Raw genomic sequence first — 21,260 nt, 5'->3', positions numbered from 1 at the left:
AGAAAGAGGGATTCCATTGGCAAGAAAGCGGTTAGGAGATTTACTAGTTGAGGCAGGTTTAATTACGAATGAACAATTAAACCATACATTGAACACAAAATCAGCTGATGAAAAATTGGGTGACGCATTGCTACGTGAAGGCTTTATTTCGGAACAAGAATTAATTGAAGTGTTAGAGTTCCAACTTGGAATACCCCATATCAATATAAGTCAATATCCAATCGATCACGATCTTATACAACTCGTACCAAAAGAATTGGCTAAACGACATTATGCGATGCCGATTCGCAAAGATAGAAATAAATTGCTAGTTGCGATGGCAGACCCGATGGATTATTTTGCTATAGAAGAGTTACGTATGGCCACAGGTTACCAAATTGAACCTGCTATTGCTATGAAAGACGAATTATACCGTACTATTACGAAATTTTATGACTTACAAGAGTCAATGGAAGAAATTATGGGAGAGTTTGCCCCAGAAGAATCTTTAGAAGATGAACAAGTAATCCGTGATGACTCACCGGTTGTTCGTCTAGTTAACCAAATCATCGCAAACGGATTGGCACAACGGGCGAGTGATATTCACTTTGACCCACAGGAAAATGACTTTCGAGTACGTTATCGGATAGATGGAATTTTACAAACGGACCGATCATTACCAAAACATATGCAGAATGTTATTATTGCCCGAATTAAAATTATGGCGAATTTGAATATTACAGAATCTAGATTACCACAAGATGGTCGAATAAAAACAACCATTAACTTTAGACCGGTCGATATACGTGTTTCTACATTGCCAACGATTTTTGGCGAAAAAGTCGTTATGCGTTTATTAGATTTATCAAATGCGATGAATAATATTGAAAAAATTGGTTTTACAGACGAAAATACAGAAATTTTTTCGAATATGCTAAAAAAACCGAATGGTATCATTCTTATAACAGGTCCAACCGGGTCAGGAAAATCATCGACCTTATATGCAGCTTTAAATCACTTGAATTCAGAAGAAGTAAACATAATTACTGTAGAAGATCCGGTTGAATATCAATTAGATGGGATTAACCAAATTCAAGTAAAAGAAGAAGTAGGGTTAACTTTTGCAAATGGTTTACGTTCTATTTTACGACAAGACCCAGATATTTTAATGATTGGGGAAATTCGCGATTCGGAAACTGCAGAAGTTGCAACTCGAGCATCCTTAACGGGGCATTTAGTTTTAAGTACTTTACATACGAACAGTGCAGTAGAAGCGCTATCTCGCTTGGATGATATGGGAATTGAACCTTTTCTCATTTCTTCATCGATTATTGGTATAGTTGCACAACGACTTGTACGTAGGGTTTGTCGTGATTGTGGACAAGAAGTACCAGCCAATGAACGAGAAAAGGAAATTTTTGCAAGTCGAGGTTTACGAATTGAAACGGTACGTCGTGGGCAAGGCTGCGGAAGTTGTAACAATACGGGATATCGAGGACGTATTGCCATTCATGAAATTTTAACAATTGATGAAGATATTAGACGTTTAATTCTAAGTAAATCGTCTACAGTAGAAATTCGCAATCTAGCTCGGCAAAATGGATTGAAATTTTTAGTCGATGATGGTTTGTTAAAAGTAAAAGAAGGATTAACTACTACTGAAGAGGTATTACGGGTTGCTGTTTTAGACTAAGGAGGGAGAAGTATGAAAAAAACAATTGTAGGACTGTTAGAAAATGCATTCTATAGTAAAGCTTCAGACCTCCATATTATCGTCGATTCCCCACCAGTATTACGGATTAATGGAAAATTACAACCGGTTGGTAGTTATCCGTTATCACGAACAGATACTGAACAAATGGCGAAAGAGATTATTCCTGAGCAACTTTGGAATGAGTTTGTGACAAAAGGAGAAGTCGATTTTAACTATGAGTTAGAAAGTACTAGTCGCTTTCGTTTAAATGCATTTCGTCAGCGTGATAGTATTAGTATTGCGATTCGTACGATTCCGACTAAAATACCATCAATTAGTGAGCTAAATATGCCTAAAACGTTAGAATCGTTAATGGAGAATCCACAAGGGTTAATATTAGTGACTGGGCCAACAGGTTCAGGGAAATCAACTACTCTTGCAGCTATGATTGATTATATTAATCAAAAGTATGCGAAACATATCATTACGTTGGAAGATCCGATTGAATACGTTCACTCTCATAAAAAGTCGATTGTAAATCAGCGAGAAGTTGGTGCAGACACTTTAAGTTTTGCGAATGGTCTTCGGGCTGCCTTAAGGCAAGATCCAGATATTATTTTGGTTGGTGAGATGCGGGACCTTGAGACCATTTCAACGGCCATAACAGCTGCGGAAACCGGGCATTTAGTCCTAGCTACTTTACACACATCAAGTGCAGCCCAAACAATTGACCGAATTATTGATGTATTCCAACCTCACCAACAACGTCAAGTTCGCTTACAAGTAGCAAATGTTTTGAAAGGAGTTATTTCACAGCGATTGTTTCCATTGAAGGATGGTTCTGGTAGGGTAGCTGCTACTGAGATTTTAATAAATACACCATCCGTTGCCAACTTAATTCGTAATGAAAAAATACACCAAATACAGAACGTATTGCAGACAAGCCGTGCCCAAGGGATGCACACATTGGAAATGTCGATTCAAGGATTATTAAGCACAGGTAAAATTACCTATGAAAGTGCCTTACCATATATGAATACAGGTGATCTAAATGGCCGTTTATAAGTATGTAGGGCGAACGAAAAAAGGGAATATGAAACGCGGTACAATTGAAGCGATTAACAAAACTCAAGCTATAGCTAAACTTCGTGAACAAGGGATTAGTCCCCGGGAAATAAATGAGGCTAAAGGATTATTAAATAAAGAGATTACGATTGGAAATCCCGTTAAGCAGCAAGACTTTGTTATTTATTGCAGGCAGTTCGCTACACTAATTCGAGCAGGAGTATCCATTGTTGATTCAACCAATATACTAGCCAAACAAACAGATAGTAAATATTTAGCAAAGGTTTTAGTTGCGATAGAAGATGACCTACGTTCAGGTATTTCATTTTCAGAAGCAGCTGAAAAACATCCAAAAGTATTCCCACAATTGTTTATTAATATGGTTCGCGCAGGTGAAGCATCGGGGAACTTGGATGAAACATTGGACAGGATCGCAACCCATATGGAAAAGCAATACGATTTAAAGAAAAAAGTACAGTCAACAATGACATATCCTATTGTTTTACTAGTTGTTATCATCGCAGTTGTAGTATTTATGATGTTAACAATTATTCCAAGTTTTGTTGAAATGTTTGAAAGTATGGGTTCAGAATTACCTGCTATTACAAAATTTATGTTAAGTGTAAGTTCAAGTCTGCAAAACTACTGGTTCATATGGCTATTGTTTATTTTAGGAATTATTATTGTTTTTAGCGTTCTAATGAAAAAAAATAAGGAATTCAATTATAGTGTCCATGTTGCAATGTTGAAAATGCCCATCTTTGGTAAGTTGCTACAAAAATCAGCTATAGCAAGGATGACACGTACATTATCATCTTTGTTTACAAGTTCTGTACCAATTTTACAAGCATTAACCATTGTAGAAAAAGTTATCGGCAATCCGGTGATTAGTAAGGTTGTGCTTGAAGCAAGGGATAGTTTAGAAAAGGGAAACCGACTATCTGAACCCTTTGAAGAAAGTTGGGTTATACCGCCGTTAGTCACTTCTATGACGGCAATTGGGGAAGAAACAGGAACATTGGACTATATGCTAGAAAAAATAGCGGACTTCTATGAGGCAGAAGTTGATCGCTCAGTAGATTCTCTGAAATCACTCATTGAACCAGTAATGATTTTAATTATGGCTGTGGTTGTAGGGATTATAGTGTTATCAATTTTAATACCTATGTTTAGTATGTATTCAAATATATAGATTGTATTAAATGTACATTTATTAATACATCAATATACATCTTGAGATCACATTTCATTATCCTTTTAGGGGGTGGTTTGAAAAAGTAGGTAAAGTGTTATGTAACAAATTTATTATAAAAAAATTATTAAGGAGGAGAAACACATATGAGGAAGCATCTAAAATATCTAAAAAAAGAAAAAGGTATGACGTTAGTTGAACTATTAGCTGTATTAGTGATTTTAGCAATCATTGCCGCAATTGCAATTCCACTAATTAGTGGTCAAATTCAAAAATCAAAAGAGCAATCTTATATCAATGAAGCATTAAATATCATTTCAGCTGCAAAGTTAAAATATGCACAAGAAGGTTTTGGGAAGGATGGTAAAGAAGCAGCCCCAACTTACACTATAACAAGTGGAAACAATGTTTTATCAGGATATATTGATATTAAAGTAGAAAAAGATGTTACAGTAAAATTATCTGGAAATATCTGGTCAATTTCAGGTCATCCTGCAGTTAAAGTAGTAACAAACGATTCAAATGGGTCCGTTACTGAGTCCCAATTACGAAGTAAACTAAAAGAATAAACAATTCAAGTATAATACTACTCAATAATTTAGAAGGAGGTCCTACCCATGCCTAGTTTATTTTCAAACAAAAAAATAATAAATCTTGTTTTTGATGATTACGCCCTTCGGATGGTTGAATATAACGGTGGCGGATTGTCAAAAGTGAAAAATGTTCAAGAGAAGGCCATCCCCAATGGTTTGCTAGAACATGGGCGGATCTCTGATGAATTAGAGTTTTACGATTTTATGAAGGGTACCGTCCAAGATTGGGGGATTAAGCGCCGGAATGTACGCTTTTATGTTCCGGATTCCATGCTTATAATGAAAAAGGTTGAGTTTCCTGCTGAACTTAAAGATGACGAAATTAAAGGTCACTTCTATATGGAACTCGGACAAACATTATATTTACCGTTTGATAATCCAATCTTTGACGTTTATCCGTTACCGCAAACGAATGTGAATAGTTCAACTAGGGAAGGACTACTCTTTTCCGTACCAGAAGAAGAATTAATGAAGTATGTTGAAATTTTTGAAGACGCCGGATTGAAACCGATTGTTGCTGATATTCGTTCATTAGGTGTATATCGTTATTATCTTACCATTTATCCTAATGCTAATATTGATGAAGCTGTTTTATTTTTTGAAATGAACTTAAATTCAATTAATATCAGCATTTTTTCGAATAATCAACCTGAGTTCCTCAGATACTTAGATTTAGATATTTCAATGGAAGATTGGCAGGCAGATCATGATGCGCAAGACAACAATTTAAGGTGGAATTACATAGGCGATAATAATAATTTATCTGGATTAATTGATGATCAAATGATTGAACTTGAGCGCATGATGAATTTTTATCGGTATTCCCTACATAAAGGAGAAAATATGGTATCAAAAATTTGTTTACTAGGCGATTATCCTAATATGGAATTAATTCAAAATAAAATAGCCCGAGTTACACCTGTACCAGTAGAAATTTTAGATGCATATCTTTCTCCTGAAAAAACATCGCAAGTTCCCCGCGTATACATACCAGCACTTGGACTTGCACTAAAGGGGGAAGTTAAGTGATACCTGATATAAATCTCTTGCCGTCCAAAGAACGGGATAGTGATAAAACATCTTTTATACTTCTAATTGTATTAATAATTTGGGCTATTCTGCTAGGTGTTATTATATTACAATATTTTTTAGCGAAAAATGCAAATGATACCATTCAATCACGTGTTGAAAGTTTACAAATGCAGAAAGGTGCATTGGAAGCTCAGCTACAAAATCAACAATCACAAAGAGTGGTGGTTAGTTTGGCTGAGTCAGTTGAATTTGCGGAAAAACTAACCGCTCCGACTTCGAAGATTATTAAGGAATTAAATGAATTATTACCGGATTATAGTTTTTTAACAGATTATAATTTTAACGCTGGGCAAGTTTCGATTCAAACAGAATTTGACTCCCTAAATCAAGTGGCAGAGTATGTGACTAGTCTAAATCAGTCGGAAATTTTTAGTGATGTAAAAGTAGATAATATATCAACCTTTAGAATAGAAGAGGGGACTGAAGAAGAGGTTACAGATGCAGTGTTTGAAGAAATGCCACGATATGATGTTTCATTTAGTTTAGAAATTAATATGACTGCTTTACTGCCTGACACAGGGGGGGAAGATGACAATGAATGATTTCATTCAAGAAAGAAAATCCCTGGTCACTTTATTTATGGTGATTTTATTTTTATTATTAGGACTCGTATACTTTTATTTGGTAAAACCTTTAAAGGATGAATCTAATGCAGCAAAAGCAAATGTGAATCAGTTAGAAACGGATGTCCAAATTCTTGAAGCTGAAATAGCAAAGAGTCAAAATGAAAAAAGTCAATTTGATGAAAATCATTTCTTTCACGAACGTAAAATGCCGCTGGATCGTAGTATTGATGAATTAATATTGTCGTTACAGGAAATAGAAATGGTTAGTGAAAGTCGTATTGAAGATATTACTTTTAATAATTATGACAGTAGTTTAACAGAAGCGGATCAAGTAATTGAAAATGAAGTAGAGGAAACAGACGAATCTGCAGAAACGGATGAGGAAGGAACAGCGGAAGATATAGATACAACTGAACCACCTATATCAGATGTAGTAGAAGAACTTCCAGACAATATAAAACTGATTACCGTTAATTTAAGCGTCGTTTCACCAAATTTCAAACAGTTTGAAGCCTTTTTACAAGAAGTTGAAAAACTTGAACGTATTACAAGAGTTGATACGTTATCCTTCAGTCAACCTGGTGAAAAGGAGCTATTGAACCTAGAAGGAGAAGAGGCTGACACAACTGTAAACGTTGAAGTACAACTTACAACTTTTTACTACAATGAAAATGGGACAAGTATAGAAGAATAGTATTAGAAAAGAGATGACCTATGGATGTAGTGTATTTAACTTTGTTTTTCATATTCGGATTGATTTTCGGTTCGTTCTTTAATGTCGTTGGCTTACGCGTTCCGAAAAAAGAATCAATCGTTTATCCGAATTCCCATTGTACAAAATGTAATCATGAATTATCTTGGTTTGAAAATATTCCTGTGTTGTCGTATATCTTTTTACGGGGAAAATGTAGGAATTGCAAATCGAAAATTTCACCAATATATCCGGTAATGGAACTTATTACAGGGTTCCTATACACTTTTACATTTGCTCAATTAGGTTGGCAGGTAGAGTTGGTTGCTGGTTTATTACTTGTATCGTTGTTAGTCATCATTACCGTTTCTGACCTAGCCTACATGATAATTCCTGATAAAGTGTTGTTGTTTTTCTTAGTGTTAATTGTGATTATGCGTATTGTTGAGCCATTAGATTCGTGGTGGGATGCGCTCCTTGCAGCTGCTGTGGGATTCGGGATTTTATACTTATTGGCAGTTGTGAGTAAAGGGGGGATGGGCGGTGGCGACATCAAACTGTTTTTCGTACTCGGACTCTTTTTAGGAACAAAAGCCACCCTCATGACATTGTTTCTCGCGTCCGTAATCGGTGCCGTCTTTGGATTGGTCCAAATAATAATAAAAGGTTACGAGAAAAGAAGACCGATCCCTTTTGGACCCTTCATCGCCATCGGGGCAATCATCTCTTATTTTTATACAGATGCGATTATTAATTGGTATATTGGGACGTTTTTTTGATTAATTTAGGGGTAATCCATATTGATGGATGCCCCTATTTTACAGTTAAGATATATTTCCTCCCTTTATATCCCCCGGTATATTCATACCCTGCTTTTTGCAATAAATACCGCATTGTGCTTGGAGAGTGAATTTGAAGAAAATCACGTGCCTCCTTATTTGTAATTTCCTCTGAAATTAAATAATAATAGTCATTTAAACTTTGTGTGTAATTATTCGGTCCAACATAATCACAATTTTGGCAAAACCAAACTTTATTATTTTTTTCCAATGGAATTGATGAACAGTTGGGACAGTGAATTCCTTTTATTAGTTCATTGTAATAAACTCGATATTTTTTCTCGATATTAATTTTGTACGGGGAATGAGAATCAATAAGTAAAGAGGATATTGACTTGATATCATTAAATGTCAGATGATGTTTTTGCTCTTGGTTAGCAAGTTGTAGTATCGTTGGGACAAGATTGGAACCAGAGATAATCTTTTTATGTATATCAGAATGGGAGGCATCAGACTGGATAAGGGTTGTCGGCGAACTAAAAATGACGTATGAGTAAACAGGGATATCAAGGAAGAGGTGATTTAAAAGCCAATTTTGGAGTAAAAGTTGATGTCGTTCTACCTGTGTTATCGGATTTTGAAAGACTTCATTCTCAATTTGATCACTTTTTATTAACTCCAATTGATTAAATTTATTAAAATATACTTTTCCACTATAGTTTTTAACCTCAAGGATTAGAATAAACTTCACTGAAATGATAATGTAATCCATTTGAAAATAGCCCGTCGCGTCTTTTAAACGGATGTTATGCAGAATAAAATAATGTCCCGAAGGTAAATGCTTTAAATAAAAATAAACTTCCTTTTCTCCATATAATCCGGCTATTGCTAGATTGTAATCTTTTAAGATTCTTGGTCGCATGTAGTGCGTTGGGATTACCCGTCTGTTTAGTGATATTAGTTGATTCGTATCAAAGGGTGTACTGAATGGTTTAAGAAACATATCATATCTCCTTTCTAGTTTTTTGAATAGTTTAATATATTTTTAGGTGATTTTCCATTTAGTTTTATTAGTGAAACTTGTAAATAAGTATCTAAGACTTGAAATATCGTTAGTGAAATTCGATATTTCGTTAGTGAAAATTGATATATCATTAGTGAAAGAGAATTTATCGCCAGTGAAATGAAATATATCAACAATGAAAGCGGTTTTATCGATAGTGAATCCAATTATATCAACAGTGAGCTAAAAATATGCTCTCGAATCAAAATAGATCTATTTTAAAATCCGGATATCGCTAGTGAAACTTAAAATATCGTCAGTGAAACAATTTTTTTCGCTAGTGAAACACAAAATATCGCTAGTGAACCCAAAAATACCAACAGTGACCCGTCGAATATCGACAGCGAGACAACTCCCCGGCACCACCCCCTGTCACATTTTGTCTAACACCTTTTGATTTCGACGACAAATCTCACGGTATTTTTCAATTTGATTGTGATAGCATGAAAAAAACGTGCATACAATGTTTATAAAAAGGACGAGTCTATTTTTGAGTGAACACTAAAACCGACAAGTCACGTGTCCAAATAGTCACAAACAAATCAATACGGTTCAAATATAGTAATAGACAAGCTTTTACAGGGGGAATTGATATGGGTACGAATCGAGATAATAAAATTAAAATAAAGATTAATGGGGAAGAGAAGGCTTATCAAGAGAAGAAGGATAATTTAATTGTGCATGATTGGAAGTCGAAGCGTGAGGTGGCGGCTGCGGAGGAGAAGTCTACGAATATTCGGTCGGCATTTGATATTATAAAGAAGAAACAGAAGCGGAAATCCGTTATTCAACGGAATCGCCCTAAAATATATACAAGATCGGACAAGCAATCACCGATTGTTCTTACCATTTCTATTATTTCAGCCATTGCTATTGGCGTGTTAATCGGAATTATCCTTCTAAATTTGATGATGAAAAATCCTACTGAAGAAAATGTCAGCACCGCAAATGCCAACACAACCGTAACCGCCGGAACAGGCAGTGAAAGCGTATTATTGCCATCTACCGAACTCTACATCCTTCAACAAGGTGTTTATCAAAATGAAGAATCGGTGCAACAATTAGAATCACAACTAGCAAGCACCGGACTTCCATTTGCCTATGTGAAGGACGGGGATAAATATCGCGTTTTTGTGGCGGTAACCGACGGAACAGATTCTGGAAAACTATTTAAAGAATCTAGTTTTTTTAAGCAAAATTTTGCCGAAACGTTTCCAACGGCAGTGGCAGTACCAGAAAAAAGTATTTCTAATTTAACTACAGATGAGAAAAATTTCCTCGAATTAGCCTATCCTCTTTATGAAAAACTAGTAAAAGAAAGTAGCACTGCGTTTTTACAAGGGGATACGTACTCTATTCCAAAAGATTTTGCCCAGCAAGAAATAGAACAAATTAAAGGGTTAAAAATTCAACAAAAACCTATCCAAGATTTGCAATTATCGTTAATGAAGGCCTATGATGAGTTAGTAGGCTTTTTTGATTCAAAAAGTAATGATCAATGGCTAAACGTACAAAGCCACCTACTCTCATTTGTCGCGAATTACTTTACTATGTAAATTTTCCATAGCCTTTAAATAAATCTATTTTTATTAAAAATTTATCTTTTTGATACGTGAAACGTCAGAAAATACCGTTTTTTTACAAAAAACATGTCGAAAATTGAATTTTTGTTAACGAAAAGTAATTTTTATGTCGTTGTTTGCAAAGTAAGGGAATGATAGTATATAGGTGTGTATCTCCCCTGATACATTCATAAACAGGCAGGTGAAAAAAATGGCACGCCTCATTTTAGCTTCATCATCACCACGAAGGAAAGAACTCCTCAGACAAGTTCAACCGCATTTTGACATTATTACGTGTGAAGTAGGTGAAACGGTGGCAGAAACACTTACACCTGAAGAACAGGTAATGATTTTGGCGGAACGAAAGGCGGAAGCTGTAGCGAAAGACAATCCTGATGCTTACGTCATCGGCGCTGATACGCTTGTGTTTTATCATGACGAAGCCTTAGGAAAGCCGAAAACATATGATGAAGCAAAACAAATGTTAACTACACTTTCAGGAAACACTCATTATGTTTTAACAGGTACATGTGTTTTTCACGGTAACGAAAAACAAATTTTTTATGAAAAAACCGAAGTTACATTTTGGGAATTGACAGAAAAACAGATTGAGGATTATATTCGTACAGGGGAGCCGTTTGATAAAGCAGGAAGCTATGGTATTCAAGGTTATGGAGCAACGTTAGTGAAAAAGATCCACGGTGATTATTTTTCAGTTGTCGGTCTACCCATTGCAAAACTTTATCGAACACTTACACAAATGGGGTTTACTTTTGCAATTAATAATATTAAAGACTCTAGTAATTTAAATACGTCATCAAGCAAATAAAAACATAGAAAAACTTACAATTTCTTGTAACAAAATATGTGGAGAAGTAGTCCAATAATAGGGAAATTAATGCTCCATTTACGCATGTTCCATAGTTTCAAATCTCGGCAATTCCTTGTAAAATAGAAGGAGGAGATTGAAACGAATAATCAGTTGTTAATTAAAGATTTCCCTAAGGACGAACGGCCGCGGGAACGCTTTATTAAACATGGACCGGAGAGCTTGTCCAATCAGGAGCTACTCGCAATTTTACTGAGAACCGGTACGAAAGCGGAGTCAGTGTTGCAACTTGCACAAAGGCTGATAAAAGAGTTTGAAGGATTACGCATGTTAAAAGATGCGACGTTAGAAGAACTTACGAAAATAAAAGGGATTGGGGAAGCGAAGGCAATTCAAATTCTTGCAGCAGTTGAATTAGGAAGAAGAATTAACAGTTTATCAAATGAAGAACGGTATTCCATTCGCTCACCAGAAGATGGGGCGAATTATGTCATGGAAGAAATGCGTTTTTTAAACCAAGAGCATTTTGTCTGTCTTTACCTCAATACGAAAAATCAAGTAATCCATAAACAAACGGTTTTTATCGGCAGTTTAAACGCTTCAATTGTTCATCCGCGTGAAGTCTTCCGCGAAGCTTTTCGTCGGTCTGCAGCCTCCATCATATGTATACACAACCACCCTTCCGGTGATCCGACCCCGAGTAGGGAGGATATCGAAGTCACGAGAAGGTTAAAAGAATGTGGCAGAATGATAGGGATTGAAATACTCGATCATATCATAATCGGTGATAAAAGATTTGTTAGTTTAAAAGAAAAAGGTTACTTATAATACTATTATTTTTTTCAAATATAAGCTATAATAATACTTATGATTTTTTTAGATTTTGTTTAGTCAATCGCGAATAAATTGCGAAAAAATAATTTTAAAAATAAGATTAAAATAGTCAATAAAATAAGTTCATTTGACAAACGATAAAAACGTGCATTAAACAACACGATTTGAATTTTTAGATTGTATCAGAAAGGGAGATACTTACCATGTTTGGATTTGGTTCAAGAGATTTAGGAATTGATTTAGGTACTGCAAATACACTTGTATACATCCGAGGGAAAGGTGTTGTTTTAAGAGAGCCATCCGTTGTTGCATACCAAACAGATACAAAACAGATTGTTGCGGTCGGTAATGATGCGAAAAATATGATTGGTCGTACACCTGGAAATGTTGTCGCTATGCGCCCAATGAAAGACGGAGTTATTGCGGACTATGATACGACAGCAAAAATGATGAAATATTTTATTAATCAAGCAGCGAAAGTAAAAGGTGGCGGCTTCGGTCGGAAACCTTATGTTATGGTTTGTGTACCATCTGGAATTACGGCAGTAGAAGAGCGTGCTGTAATCGATGCTACTCGTCAAGCCGGTGCTCGTGATGCTTATACGATTGAGGAACCTTTTGCAGCTGCTATCGGTGCTGACTTACCAGTATGGGAGCCAACAGGAAGTATGGTTGTTGATATCGGTGGCGGTACGACAGAAGTTGCGATTATTTCCTTAGGTGGTATCGTAACAAGTCAGTCCATCCGTGTTGCTGGTGATGATATGGACGATGCAATCATCACTTATATCCGTAAAAACTATAATTTAATGATTGGTGATCGTACATCAGAGGCAATCAAAGTGGAAGTTGGTTCTGCAGGTATGCCTGAGGGTATTGATAATATGGAAATCCGCGGAAGAGATTTACTAACAGGTCTTCCAAAAACTATTGAAATTACGGCTGAAGAAATCGCTCATGCGTTAAAAGATACGGTTGAATCAATTGTTGACGCAGTGAAAAATACGTTAGAAAAAACTCCACCTGAGTTAGCAGCAGATATTATGGACCGTGGAATCGTGTTAACTGGGGGCGGTGCACTGTTAAGAAATCTTGACCGTGTGATTGCTGAAGAAACAAACATGCCGGTTCTTATCGCGGAAGATCCATTAGATTGTGTAGCGATTGGTACAGGTAAAGCGTTAGACCATATCGATTTATTTAAAAAGGCGAACGGTAAGTAAACGAGAGGTGTAAATCATGCCACAATTTTTAAGAAATAAGCGATTGATTATATTACTTGCTGGAATTATTATTCTCGTGGCATTGATTGGCTTTTCATTAAGAGATCGGGAAGAGTTATCATGGCCGGAACAATTTGTTAAAGATACGGTTGGCTTCGTACAGAATATTTTCGCAAAGCCCGCACATTATGTGGCGGGTTTTGTTGAGAATGTTCATGATTTGCTCAATACATACGAGGAAAACAAGGTGTTAAAACAGCATTTAGATGAATATGCAAAATTAAGAGTAGAAGCGGACCGATTACAAAAAGAAAATGAAGAATATAGGGACCTACTCGATAAAGAAGAGACGCTAGCATCCTATCATATTCGTCATGCATCAGTAATTTCACGAAACCCAGATCGCTGGAATGAATCGCTAATCATTGATAAAGGAGAAGTGCACAATATCGAAAAAGATATGGCTGTCATTACTGCCGATGGAATGATTGGTAAAATAAAAAGTGTTGGGAAAACAACATCTTCTGTGCAGCTATTATCGACGATTGACCGTACAAATCGTGTCCACGTGGCCATTCAAGGGGTTGAAGATACATATGGGCTAGTAGAAGGAATTGATGAAGAAACCCAACTACTACTTGTTAATGAAATCCCAGCTGAAATGAAAATTGAAGAAGGAATGAATGTTATTACATCCGGTTTTTCCGGTATTTTTCCTGAAGGCTTATTCATCGGTACGGTGGAAAAAGTTGAGCCGAGCCAATACGGGCTAACTCAAACCGCATACGTGAAGCCAGCTGCAAACTTTTATAATATAAAAAATGTGATGGTAATCGAACGTGCAATGCCGACGGAAGAAGATCATAATACGGAAAGTTCTACTGAAGAAGGGGAAGACGGAGCTGATACAGGTGATGAATCATGAATAAAAAATATTGGCTCCCTGTTATCATCATCGTATTCTTTTGTTTAGAAAGTCTTTTTTCGAATTACGTACCAAGTTATTTTTTTGGTGAAAAATGGTTTATCATTCCCCGCTTCCTTTTTATTTTACTTCTTTTTATAACCATTTTTTATGATAAAAAAATCGGTACAATTTATGCATTTGTATTTGGGATGTTAATGGATATCGTATTTACAGAAATTTATGGTGTTTATTTATTTGCCTATCCTGCAGTAATTTACGGTATTTATTGGATTGTAAAAAATTGGATTACAAATCTCTTCACGATGTTTTTTTATACGATTATAGCTGTCATTGCCTTAGAAATTGTCCTATTTTTCCTATATTTCATGATCAATTTATCTGATATAAGTTTTGAATATTTTGCTTATCATAGACTTTTACCTACTTTAATTGTGAATATGATTTTTTATGTAATCGTTTGTTTCCCGCTAAAAAATTATATTACAGTAATTAAAAAAGTGAAGGAAGAGGAAGAGGGCATGTTCCAGTCGTAAGCTTAGTTTTCTAACTTTTTTGCAGAAAACAAAGGAAAATGCCCGACTTTTGTTGAATTTTATTAAGATGAGGTGAATATCAAACATGGTAAACTCGCATAATGTCACGATAAAAGGCACAAAAGACGGGTTATTATTGCGCCTGGATGACACATGTTCTTTCTCTACGTTGTTAAAGGATATTAAGGAAACCTTTAAAACGCACGCTCACATGTATGATGAAAAGCATGTGGTACATATACATCTCCATACAGGAAACCGTTATTTAACTGAGGAACAAGTTTCACAAATTCAAGATGTAATTGATCCAAAAAGGAATTTAACTATTGATTCTGTTGATTCTAATGTTATATTAAAAGAAGAAGCAGAACGTATTATAAAAGAAAAAAGTATTACACTCATTCATAATGTTGTACGGTCTGGACAAGTAATCAATACATCTGGAGACCTATTACTTATTGGTGATGTAAACCCAGGTGGTATGGTTATGGCCAGTGGGAATGTTTTTATTTTAGGAAGACTAAAAGGAATTGCTCACGCAGGTTGTTTAGGTGATATGAGTGCTGTTATTTGTGCATCACAAATGACACCAACACAACTTAGAATAGGAGATTTATATCGCAGGTCACCCGATCGAGATGTTGTACCGACAGAAGCTGAATGTGCCTTTATTGATGATGAAGATGACTTAATAATTGATAAGTTAACAGTTTTAAAGAAAGTTCGACCGAATTTAAATTGTTTTGCGGAAGGAGGCATTTTACATGGGTGAAGCCATTGTAATTACTTCAGGAAAAGGTGGAGTTGGGAAAACGACCTCTAGTGCTAATATTGGAACTGCATTAACATTACAAGGGAAAAGAGTGTGTTTAGTAGATACAGATATTGGTCTCCGTAATTTAGATGTTATTATGGGCTTAGAAAATCGGATTATTTATGATTTAGTCGATGTTGCAACAGGAAGATGTAAAATTCATCAAGCACTTGTAAAAGATAAACGTTTTGATGATAAATTATATTTACTTCCAGCAGCCCAAACAAGTGATAAAAACGCTATTAATCCAGACCAAATGAGAACGATTATAGAAGGATTAAAGAAAGAATTTGATTATGTTATTATTGACTGTCCAGCAGGTATTGAACAAGGATTCCAAAATGCCGTTGCTGGTGCAGATCAAGCAATAGTCATTACAACTCCAGAAGTTTCTGCCGTACGTGATGCAGACCGAATTATTGGCTTATTAGAAAAGGAACCTATGACTCCGCCTAGACTAGTTATTAACCGTATACGCTCAAATATGGTTAAAGACGGTGATATGCTTGACGTTGATGAAATTACAAATATTTTAGCGATTGAACTAATTGGAATAGTTGCTGATGATGAAGAAGTTATTAAAGCTTCCAATCACGGTGAACCGATTGTAATGAATCCTAACAATAAAGCAAGTCTTGCATATCGTAATATTGCAAGAAGAATTTTAGGTGATTCTGTACCGCTTCAACATTTAGAAGAGGAAAACAGCGGTATATTTTCTAAGATTAAGAAATTCTTTGGTGTTCGCTCTTAATTGTAAAACTATTAACTATTAAAATCAGTAGAATTAAAGGCGTTGTTCATGTTGCAGCGCTTTTAATTTTGGAGTTTTTAGAGATGTTATTAGCGTAAAAGTTCTTCCAGTGGATCATCAGGGATTCTCAAGTCATAGTTTGTCACCTCGACATGAGAAACCCTTGTTTATTTATGTGAGTTTACCGTTTATCTTGCGTTTTTGAAGTTTGTTCTTTTATATTTCGTTTAACCCCTTTACTATCATCGCCACTTTCCGGTGTTTTTCCATGTAACTCAGGAGCATTTTGGTTCCTACTTCCTCTATTGTACTTTTTCGTCACTTCACTCACTCCTTTCCTCGTTCCATATACATTTTGTCCCAGTTTTTGAAAAGTTATGAGCAAAATTTATAACATGGGGAGAATGCAACGCGGGGAATGCAACGCGGGGACAGGTACAGTGTTGCATTATATGTAGAAATACATCACTGGGACTGACTCCATTTATCATTTTCAAAATATCAATATGGTGTTCGATAACTTGTTCCATTTCAATAATTTGAAAGTGGGAAACATCCCGTTGTCTTATTTTCAATAAAACATGCGAAAAAATCCGTAATTTCAATTTCTTTTTCAATTTTTTGGAACACCGAACCCGTCCCCCTGTATCCCCCCCTGTATCCCCCCTGTATCAAATTTCTTTGTCATACTCCTTTTGGACAAGTCATACATTTTAATAGAAAGAAATTGTACTTTTAAAAGGACTGATGACTTGTGAATCGAAGAAGAAAAGAAATTTTAAGACGTATTCAAAAAAGAAGGAAAATGAGTGGACGGTATTCGGATTCAGGCTTTAAAACGAATCCGAAAAAAACGCAAATCGTTTATCCTGATTATGAAGAGAGTCATGATTTTTCTTGGTTTTCATCCCCAGATGGAATGAAAAAAGGTAACCATCCTTTATTTAACAAAGAAATTTTTATGTTTAAAGTGTTGCTTTCTGCTATTCTCGTATTAGTAGTTGCCATTTCTTTTAAAATGCCTTCTCCGCAATTGGAGCCTGTTCGTCAAGCAGTCCATACGGTTATGAATACTGAATTTCAATTTGCAACTATTTCGAAGTGGTACGAAAATACTTTTGGTAAACCGTTAGCATTATTTCCTGAACAAAAAGATCCATCAGAAACAGAAATGGCAGATGGATATGCTGTCCCAGCTACAGGTGTTATTTTAGAAAACTTTGATGCGACAGATAATAATGGTGTCGTCATTCAAACGGTCCAAGGTGCAAGTGTTGACTCGATTCAAGATGGTACCGTTATTTTTGCCGGTGAAAAAGAGGATCTTGGAAATACCGTTATAATCCAACATGCGGATAATACGGAAACTTGGTACGGTCAATTAGGCGAAATTCACGTGAAAGTATATGATAATGTAAAGGCAGGGGAGAAAATCGGAACCGTATTAACTTCTGAAGACGCACAATATGGAGAATTTTATTTAGCCATTAAACAAGGTGAAAAATTTATTGACCCTGTACAGGTGATTAAGTTTGAATAAATGGGTACAACTTTTTACACGTATTCATATTCACCCCGTCTTTTGGTTAGTGATCGCAGGGGCTGTTATGACTGCTCGATTTTATGAATTACTAATTTTATTTATGATTGTTTTTATCCATGAACTAGGACATGCTATTGCAGCGACTTATTATAATTGGCGAATTAAACAAATTTTTCTTTTACCTTTTGGTGGAGCGTTGGAACTTGATGAGTTCGGGAATCGGCCAATCAAGGAAGAATTCATTGTCACCATTGCCGGTCCCTTACAACATATTTGGATGATGGCGCTCGTCTTTTTTTTGTATCAAATTGATATGGTTTCAGTAAAGGATTATTCTCTGTTTGTTGAGTTTAATATGATGATTTTGCTGTTTAATTGTTTACCGATTTTACCCCTTGATGGTGGTAAACTTTTGTCATTGGGGTTAGCTTACTTTTATCCATTCCAACAAGCGTTTAAAAATTCAATTCTATTGTCTTTTGTTTTTTTAAGTATATATAGCTTGTTAATTATTATCTTGTCCCCATACCATATAAATGGTTGGGTTATCGTTCTATTCTTACTTTATTCACTTTATCAAGATTGGAAAAATCGGACCTTTGTTTTTATGCGATTTTTACTTGAAAAATCAACACATGATATAGAAAAATATAAAAATCGAAAAGAAATACGTGTGCAAGCCCAGGATTCGATTCAAAATGTTGTTGAACGTTTTTACCGTGGGATGTATCATACAATCATGGTATTAGATAATGGAAAAAAGGTAGGTAAGTTATCAGAAACGAAAATCCTCGAGCATTATTTTGATACACATACTCGTACCAAGGGGATTAAAGATTTGATATATTAAATATAAAACATAGTGAAAGCGATTGAATAGAACAATGACAAAATTATTAATAAACGCAAGAGTTTCAGAAAAAAGAATCGTAGTTGAAAATGAAGGGAAAATTGAGCGTTTTTTTGTTGAACAACCGGAAGGCAAGTCGTTAATTGGTAATATTTATCTCGGAATTGTTGAACGGGTTGTTCCAAGTCTGAATGCTGCGTTTGTGAATATTGGTAAAGGTAAAAAAGGTTATTTACACGTATCCCAAGTTCCAGGATATTTTTTACAAGATAATAAGCAGAAGGAAGGTACAATCCGTGACTTTATTCGTCAAGGTGAAAAGATAATTGTCCAAGTGCAGAAAGATGAATCAGATAAAAAATATTATCGGATTACAGGGAATATCGAATTTCCTGATCAGGCACTTGTTTATATGCCGTTTGGAAAATATGTAGCTGTTTCAAAGAAATTACCGGAAGAAGTCCGCAAACAATTGAAAGAATGGGGTAATAGCGCGGTGCAAGATTCGGAAGGGATGGTTCTGCGAACGGCTGCTAGTGATTTAAATGAGGCGGAGTTGTTAGAGAAGTTTGCACGTCTTAGAGAAAGTTGGAAAAGAATTGAGGGATTGGCGCAAAAACAAAAAGCCCCGTCACCTTTGTACATGCATGATCAATTTTTAGATGAAATTCATTCCGTTATAGAAACAGAGCAGGTTGATGAGATTGTTTGTGATGAGTTTTCTATCGTTCAGCAGTTAAAAGCTGAGTTAAAGGACTCGATTCCGGTTTCATATTATAAAGGGAATGAAAATATCCTTACTCATTTTTCGTTACAAAAGGAACTAGAATCATTAATGAAAAAAGTTGTGTGGTTGAAAAATGGGGCTAATATTGTCATAGAACAATCTGAAGCTTTTACGATCGTTGATGTGAATACCGCAAAATTTACTGGGTATAGTGAAAAAGAGACTGCTGTAATGGAAACGAATCGTCTAGCTGCGATTGAGATTGCAAGACAAATTTGTTTAAGGAATATCGGCGGTAATATTTTTATTGATTTTATTAATGTGGAAAGGGAACAGGATCGTCAAGCCTTAATTCGAATCTTGCGTGAGGAACTTCAACGTGATACAGAGCGGACGATTATATATGGATTTACCTCACTTGGCGTTTTGGAAATGTCGAGAAAACGAGCAAAGCCGAGCCTCCAGGACAAGCTGATGGTGCAATGTCCTACCTGTCAAGGCACAGGAGTTGTTTCTTCGCCTGCTACTGTAGCTTTTCAACTTGAAAGGGAACTGTGGGAATATAAGGACGGCGACTATTCGGAAGTGATTGTTGAAGCGACGGAAGATGTTGTTGCTTATTTTAGCGGTGAGTATAAGGGGCATTTGGCGCGATTAGAAGAGACTTTGTTTTTTAAAATTACATTTGAGAAGATTGAATTTGCCCATCCGCATTATCATATTAAAAGATTAGTGTGGTGATTGAGACTCCTCGGGGATAGTTTGTGATGGGGATTTTTGCTGGGCGATGTAGGTGAGATTTGGTGTCGATGACATTTCAAGGTGTGATTTAGCTTAAAATGAGTTCGAGAACGAGTTTCGATGACTTTATGAGATGGAAAGTAGATAGAAATGTCCACGAGAAAGGATCTCGAAGACATTTTGAAGTGGAAAGAAGTTTGAAATGTCCCCGAGAAAGGATCTCGAAGACACTTTGAGATAGAAAGTAGCTAGAAATGTCCACGAGCAAGGTTCTCGAAGACACTTTGAGACGAAAAGTAGTTTGAAATGTCCCCGAGCAAGGATCTCGAAGACATTTTGAAGTGGAAAGAAGTTTGAAATGTCCCCGAGAAAGGATCTCGAAGACATTTTGAAGTGGAAAGAAGTTTGAAATGTCCATGATAGAGTTTCTTGAAGACATTTTGAGATGGAAAGTAGTTTGAAATGTCCCCGAGAAAGGATCTCGAAGACACTTTGAGACGAAAAGTAGTTTGAAATGTCCCCGAGAAAGGATCTCGAAGACATTTTGAAGTGGAAAGTAGTTTGAAATGTCCCCGAGCAAGGTTCTCGAAGACATTTTGAAGTGGAAAGTAGTTTGAAATGTCCACGAGAAAGGATCTCGAAGACATTTTGAAGTGGAAAGTAGTTTGAAATGTCCCCGAGCAAGTTTCTCGAAGACACTTTGAGACGAAAAGTAGTTTGAAATGTCCACGAGAAAGTATCTCGAAGACATTTTGAAGTGGAAAGTAGTTTGAAATGTCCACGAGAAAGGATCTCGAAGACATTTTGAAGTGGAAAGTAGTTTGAAATGTCCACGAGCAAGTTTCTCGAAGACACTTTGAGACGAAAAGTAGTTTGAAATGTCCACGAGAAAGGATCTCGAAGACACTTTGAGATAGAAAGTAGCTAGAAATGTCCCCGAGGAAGATTCTCGAAGACATTTCGAGATAAAAATAAGTTCAAACTGTCCAATAAAAGCATTCTCGTGGACATTTACCGCTGAAAAATCTCACAAACTGTCCAATAAGAGTAATCTCAAACACATTTCACCCAGCAAAAGCTCCAATTGTCCAATAGAATTAATCTCACGGACATTTCAAATAAAAACCCCCTGAATTGTCCATTAGCCCCATCTCAATAGTCACTTCGCCATAAAACAAGCCCTAGAAAATAATCCACTAAACATATTCA

General features: G+C 35.9%; 21 protein-coding genes. 19 read left to right on the top strand and 2 right to left on the bottom strand.

All coding sequences use genetic code 11. The features are described from left to right. Window positions 1-10: 10 nt before the first annotated feature. From GW534_RS04055 to GW534_RS04020, 8 genes are all read left to right on the top strand, one after another. Window positions 11-1,672 (top strand): GspE/PulE family protein, encoded by a 1,662-nt coding sequence (locus GW534_RS04055; RefSeq protein ID WP_161919808.1) that lies wholly within the window; start codon window positions 11-13, stop codon window positions 1,670-1,672. 12 nt (window positions 1,673-1,684) lie between these two features. Then, the gene (locus GW534_RS04050) at window positions 1,685-2,737 is read left to right on the top strand and encodes a type IV pilus twitching motility protein PilT (protein ID WP_161919778.1); all 1,053 of its coding nucleotides are present in this window, start codon (window positions 1,685-1,687) and stop codon (window positions 2,735-2,737) included. Next, a complete protein-coding gene (locus GW534_RS04045) occupies window positions 2,724-3,929 on the top strand; it encodes a type II secretion system F family protein (RefSeq protein ID WP_161919777.1) in 1,206 nt (401 codons plus the stop codon). The genes GW534_RS04050 and GW534_RS04045 overlap by 14 nt, the downstream gene beginning before the upstream one ends. Before the next feature lie 146 nt (window positions 3,930-4,075). After that, a complete protein-coding gene (locus tag GW534_RS04040; protein ID WP_161919776.1) occupies window positions 4,076-4,498 on the top strand; it encodes a prepilin-type N-terminal cleavage/methylation domain-containing protein in 423 nt (140 codons plus the stop codon). 48 nt (window positions 4,499-4,546) lie between these two features. Beyond that, a complete protein-coding gene (pilM, locus tag GW534_RS04035; protein ID WP_161919775.1) occupies window positions 4,547-5,551 on the top strand; it encodes a type IV pilus biogenesis protein PilM in 1,005 nt (334 codons plus the stop codon). Beyond that, window positions 5,548-6,156 (top strand): PilN domain-containing protein, encoded by a 609-nt coding sequence (locus GW534_RS04030; protein WP_161919774.1) that lies wholly within the window; start codon window positions 5,548-5,550, stop codon window positions 6,154-6,156. Before pilM ends, GW534_RS04030 begins: the two co-directional genes overlap by 4 nt. Next, entirely contained in the window at window positions 6,149-6,874 is a 726-nt protein-coding gene (gene pilO, locus GW534_RS04025) for a type 4a pilus biogenesis protein PilO (RefSeq protein ID WP_161919773.1), read from the top strand. The genes GW534_RS04030 and pilO overlap by 8 nt, the downstream gene beginning before the upstream one ends. A 20-nt stretch (window positions 6,875-6,894) precedes the next feature. Next, window positions 6,895-7,650 (top strand): prepilin peptidase, encoded by a 756-nt coding sequence (locus GW534_RS04020; protein WP_161919772.1) that lies wholly within the window; start codon window positions 6,895-6,897, stop codon window positions 7,648-7,650. 34 nt (window positions 7,651-7,684) lie between these two features. Here GW534_RS04020 and GW534_RS04015 read toward each other — a convergent pair whose 3' ends face one another. Further along, the gene (locus GW534_RS04015) at window positions 7,685-8,653 is read right to left on the bottom strand and encodes a nuclease-related domain-containing protein (protein WP_161919771.1); all 969 of its coding nucleotides are present in this window, start codon (window positions 8,651-8,653) and stop codon (window positions 7,685-7,687) included. A 653-nt stretch (window positions 8,654-9,306) separates the two neighbouring features. Between GW534_RS04015 and GW534_RS04010 the strand changes: the two genes are divergently transcribed. The 8 genes from GW534_RS04010 (at window position 9,307) to minD (ending at window position 16,190) form a co-directional block, all read left to right on the top strand. Next, window positions 9,307-10,269: an SPOR domain-containing protein gene (locus GW534_RS04010; protein WP_161919770.1), complete on the top strand. Its 963-nt coding sequence runs from the start codon at window positions 9,307-9,309 to the stop codon at window positions 10,267-10,269. A 217-nt stretch (window positions 10,270-10,486) separates the two neighbouring features. Beyond that, entirely contained in the window at window positions 10,487-11,104 is a 618-nt protein-coding gene (locus tag GW534_RS04005; RefSeq protein WP_161919769.1) for a Maf family protein, read from the top strand. A 153-nt stretch (window positions 11,105-11,257) separates the two neighbouring features. Next, window positions 11,258-11,932: a RadC family protein gene (gene radC, locus GW534_RS04000; RefSeq protein WP_202630819.1), complete on the top strand. Its 675-nt coding sequence runs from the start codon at window positions 11,258-11,260 to the stop codon at window positions 11,930-11,932. Window positions 11,933-12,141: 209 nt separating this feature from the next. Beyond that, window positions 12,142-13,161 (top strand): rod shape-determining protein, encoded by a 1,020-nt coding sequence (locus GW534_RS03995; protein WP_161919768.1) that lies wholly within the window; start codon window positions 12,142-12,144, stop codon window positions 13,159-13,161. Window positions 13,162-13,177: 16 nt separating this feature from the next. After that, window positions 13,178-14,086 (top strand): rod shape-determining protein MreC, encoded by a 909-nt coding sequence (mreC, locus tag GW534_RS03990; protein ID WP_161919767.1) that lies wholly within the window; start codon window positions 13,178-13,180, stop codon window positions 14,084-14,086. Further along, window positions 14,083-14,622, top strand: coding sequence for a rod shape-determining protein MreD (gene mreD, locus GW534_RS03985; protein ID WP_161919766.1), 540 nt, complete (start codon window positions 14,083-14,085; stop codon window positions 14,620-14,622). Before mreC ends, mreD begins: the two co-directional genes overlap by 4 nt. An 85-nt stretch (window positions 14,623-14,707) precedes the next feature. Next, window positions 14,708-15,394: a septum site-determining protein MinC gene (minC, locus tag GW534_RS03980; protein WP_161919765.1), complete on the top strand. Its 687-nt coding sequence runs from the start codon at window positions 14,708-14,710 to the stop codon at window positions 15,392-15,394. After that, complete coding sequence (gene minD / locus GW534_RS03975) at window positions 15,387-16,190, top strand: septum site-determining protein MinD (protein WP_161919764.1); 804 nt, start codon at window positions 15,387-15,389, stop codon at window positions 16,188-16,190. The genes minC and minD overlap by 8 nt, the downstream gene beginning before the upstream one ends. Before the next feature lie 181 nt (window positions 16,191-16,371). Here the strand turns inward: minD and GW534_RS16110 are convergent, their stop codons facing one another. Further along, window positions 16,372-16,512 carry a hypothetical protein gene (locus tag GW534_RS16110; protein ID WP_312854628.1) on the bottom strand — a complete coding sequence of 47 codons (141 nt, stop codon included), beginning with the start codon at window positions 16,510-16,512 and terminating at the stop codon, window positions 16,372-16,374. Window positions 16,513-16,944: 432 nt separating this feature from the next. Between GW534_RS16110 and GW534_RS03970 the strand changes: the two genes are divergently transcribed. The 3 genes from GW534_RS03970 to GW534_RS03960 are packed head-to-tail and all read left to right on the top strand — an operon-like array spanning window position 16,945 to window position 20,051. After that, the gene (locus GW534_RS03970; protein WP_161919763.1) at window positions 16,945-17,730 is read left to right on the top strand and encodes a M23 family metallopeptidase; all 786 of its coding nucleotides are present in this window, start codon (window positions 16,945-16,947) and stop codon (window positions 17,728-17,730) included. Continuing rightward, window positions 17,723-18,583: a M50 family metallopeptidase gene (locus GW534_RS03965; RefSeq protein ID WP_161919762.1), complete on the top strand. Its 861-nt coding sequence runs from the start codon at window positions 17,723-17,725 to the stop codon at window positions 18,581-18,583. The genes GW534_RS03970 and GW534_RS03965 overlap by 8 nt, the downstream gene beginning before the upstream one ends. A 34-nt stretch (window positions 18,584-18,617) precedes the next feature. Continuing rightward, window positions 18,618-20,051 (top strand): Rne/Rng family ribonuclease, encoded by a 1,434-nt coding sequence (locus GW534_RS03960; protein WP_161919761.1) that lies wholly within the window; start codon window positions 18,618-18,620, stop codon window positions 20,049-20,051. The last annotated feature ends 1,209 nt before the right edge of the window (window positions 20,052-21,260 follow it).

Source organism: Pallidibacillus pasinlerensis (assembly GCF_009996845.1).
GTDB classification, from domain to species: Bacteria; Bacillota; Bacilli; order Bacillales; family Caldibacillaceae; genus Pallidibacillus; species Pallidibacillus pasinlerensis.
The sequence above is the reverse complement of the archived record's forward strand: the minus strand, read 5'-3'. Positions and strand labels throughout refer to the sequence as shown.

What these genes read in the sequence shown, in the direction of transcription:
- mreC (WP_161919767.1), top strand. Translation starts at nt 13,178, where the DNA reads ATGCCACAATTTTTAAGAAATAAGCGATTGATTATATTACTTGCTGGA.
- GW534_RS04020 (WP_161919772.1), top strand. Translation starts at nt 6,895, where the DNA reads ATGGATGTAGTGTATTTAACTTTGTTTTTCATATTCGGATTGATTTTC.
- pilM (WP_161919775.1), top strand. Translation starts at nt 4,547, where the DNA reads ATGCCTAGTTTATTTTCAAACAAAAAAATAATAAATCTTGTTTTTGAT.
- GW534_RS04005 (WP_161919769.1), top strand. Translation starts at nt 10,487, where the DNA reads ATGGCACGCCTCATTTTAGCTTCATCATCACCACGAAGGAAAGAACTC.
- GW534_RS04040 (WP_161919776.1), top strand. Translation starts at nt 4,076, where the DNA reads ATGAGGAAGCATCTAAAATATCTAAAAAAAGAAAAAGGTATGACGTTA.
- GW534_RS03960 (WP_161919761.1), top strand. Translation starts at nt 18,618, where the DNA reads ATGACAAAATTATTAATAAACGCAAGAGTTTCAGAAAAAAGAATCGTA.
- GW534_RS04015 (WP_161919771.1), bottom strand. Translation starts at nt 8,653, where the DNA reads ATGTTTCTTAAACCATTCAGTACACCCTTTGATACGAATCAACTAATA.
- pilO (WP_161919773.1), top strand. Translation starts at nt 6,149, where the DNA reads ATGAATGATTTCATTCAAGAAAGAAAATCCCTGGTCACTTTATTTATG.
- GW534_RS03995 (WP_161919768.1), top strand. Translation starts at nt 12,142, where the DNA reads ATGTTTGGATTTGGTTCAAGAGATTTAGGAATTGATTTAGGTACTGCA.
- GW534_RS04050 (WP_161919778.1), top strand. Translation starts at nt 1,685, where the DNA reads ATGAAAAAAACAATTGTAGGACTGTTAGAAAATGCATTCTATAGTAAA.
- mreD (WP_161919766.1), top strand. Translation starts at nt 14,083, where the DNA reads ATGAATAAAAAATATTGGCTCCCTGTTATCATCATCGTATTCTTTTGT.
- minD (WP_161919764.1), top strand. Translation starts at nt 15,387, where the DNA reads ATGGGTGAAGCCATTGTAATTACTTCAGGAAAAGGTGGAGTTGGGAAA.
- minC (WP_161919765.1), top strand. Translation starts at nt 14,708, where the DNA reads ATGGTAAACTCGCATAATGTCACGATAAAAGGCACAAAAGACGGGTTA.
- GW534_RS04045 (WP_161919777.1), top strand. Translation starts at nt 2,724, where the DNA reads ATGGCCGTTTATAAGTATGTAGGGCGAACGAAAAAAGGGAATATGAAA.
- GW534_RS04010 (WP_161919770.1), top strand. Translation starts at nt 9,307, where the DNA reads ATGGGTACGAATCGAGATAATAAAATTAAAATAAAGATTAATGGGGAA.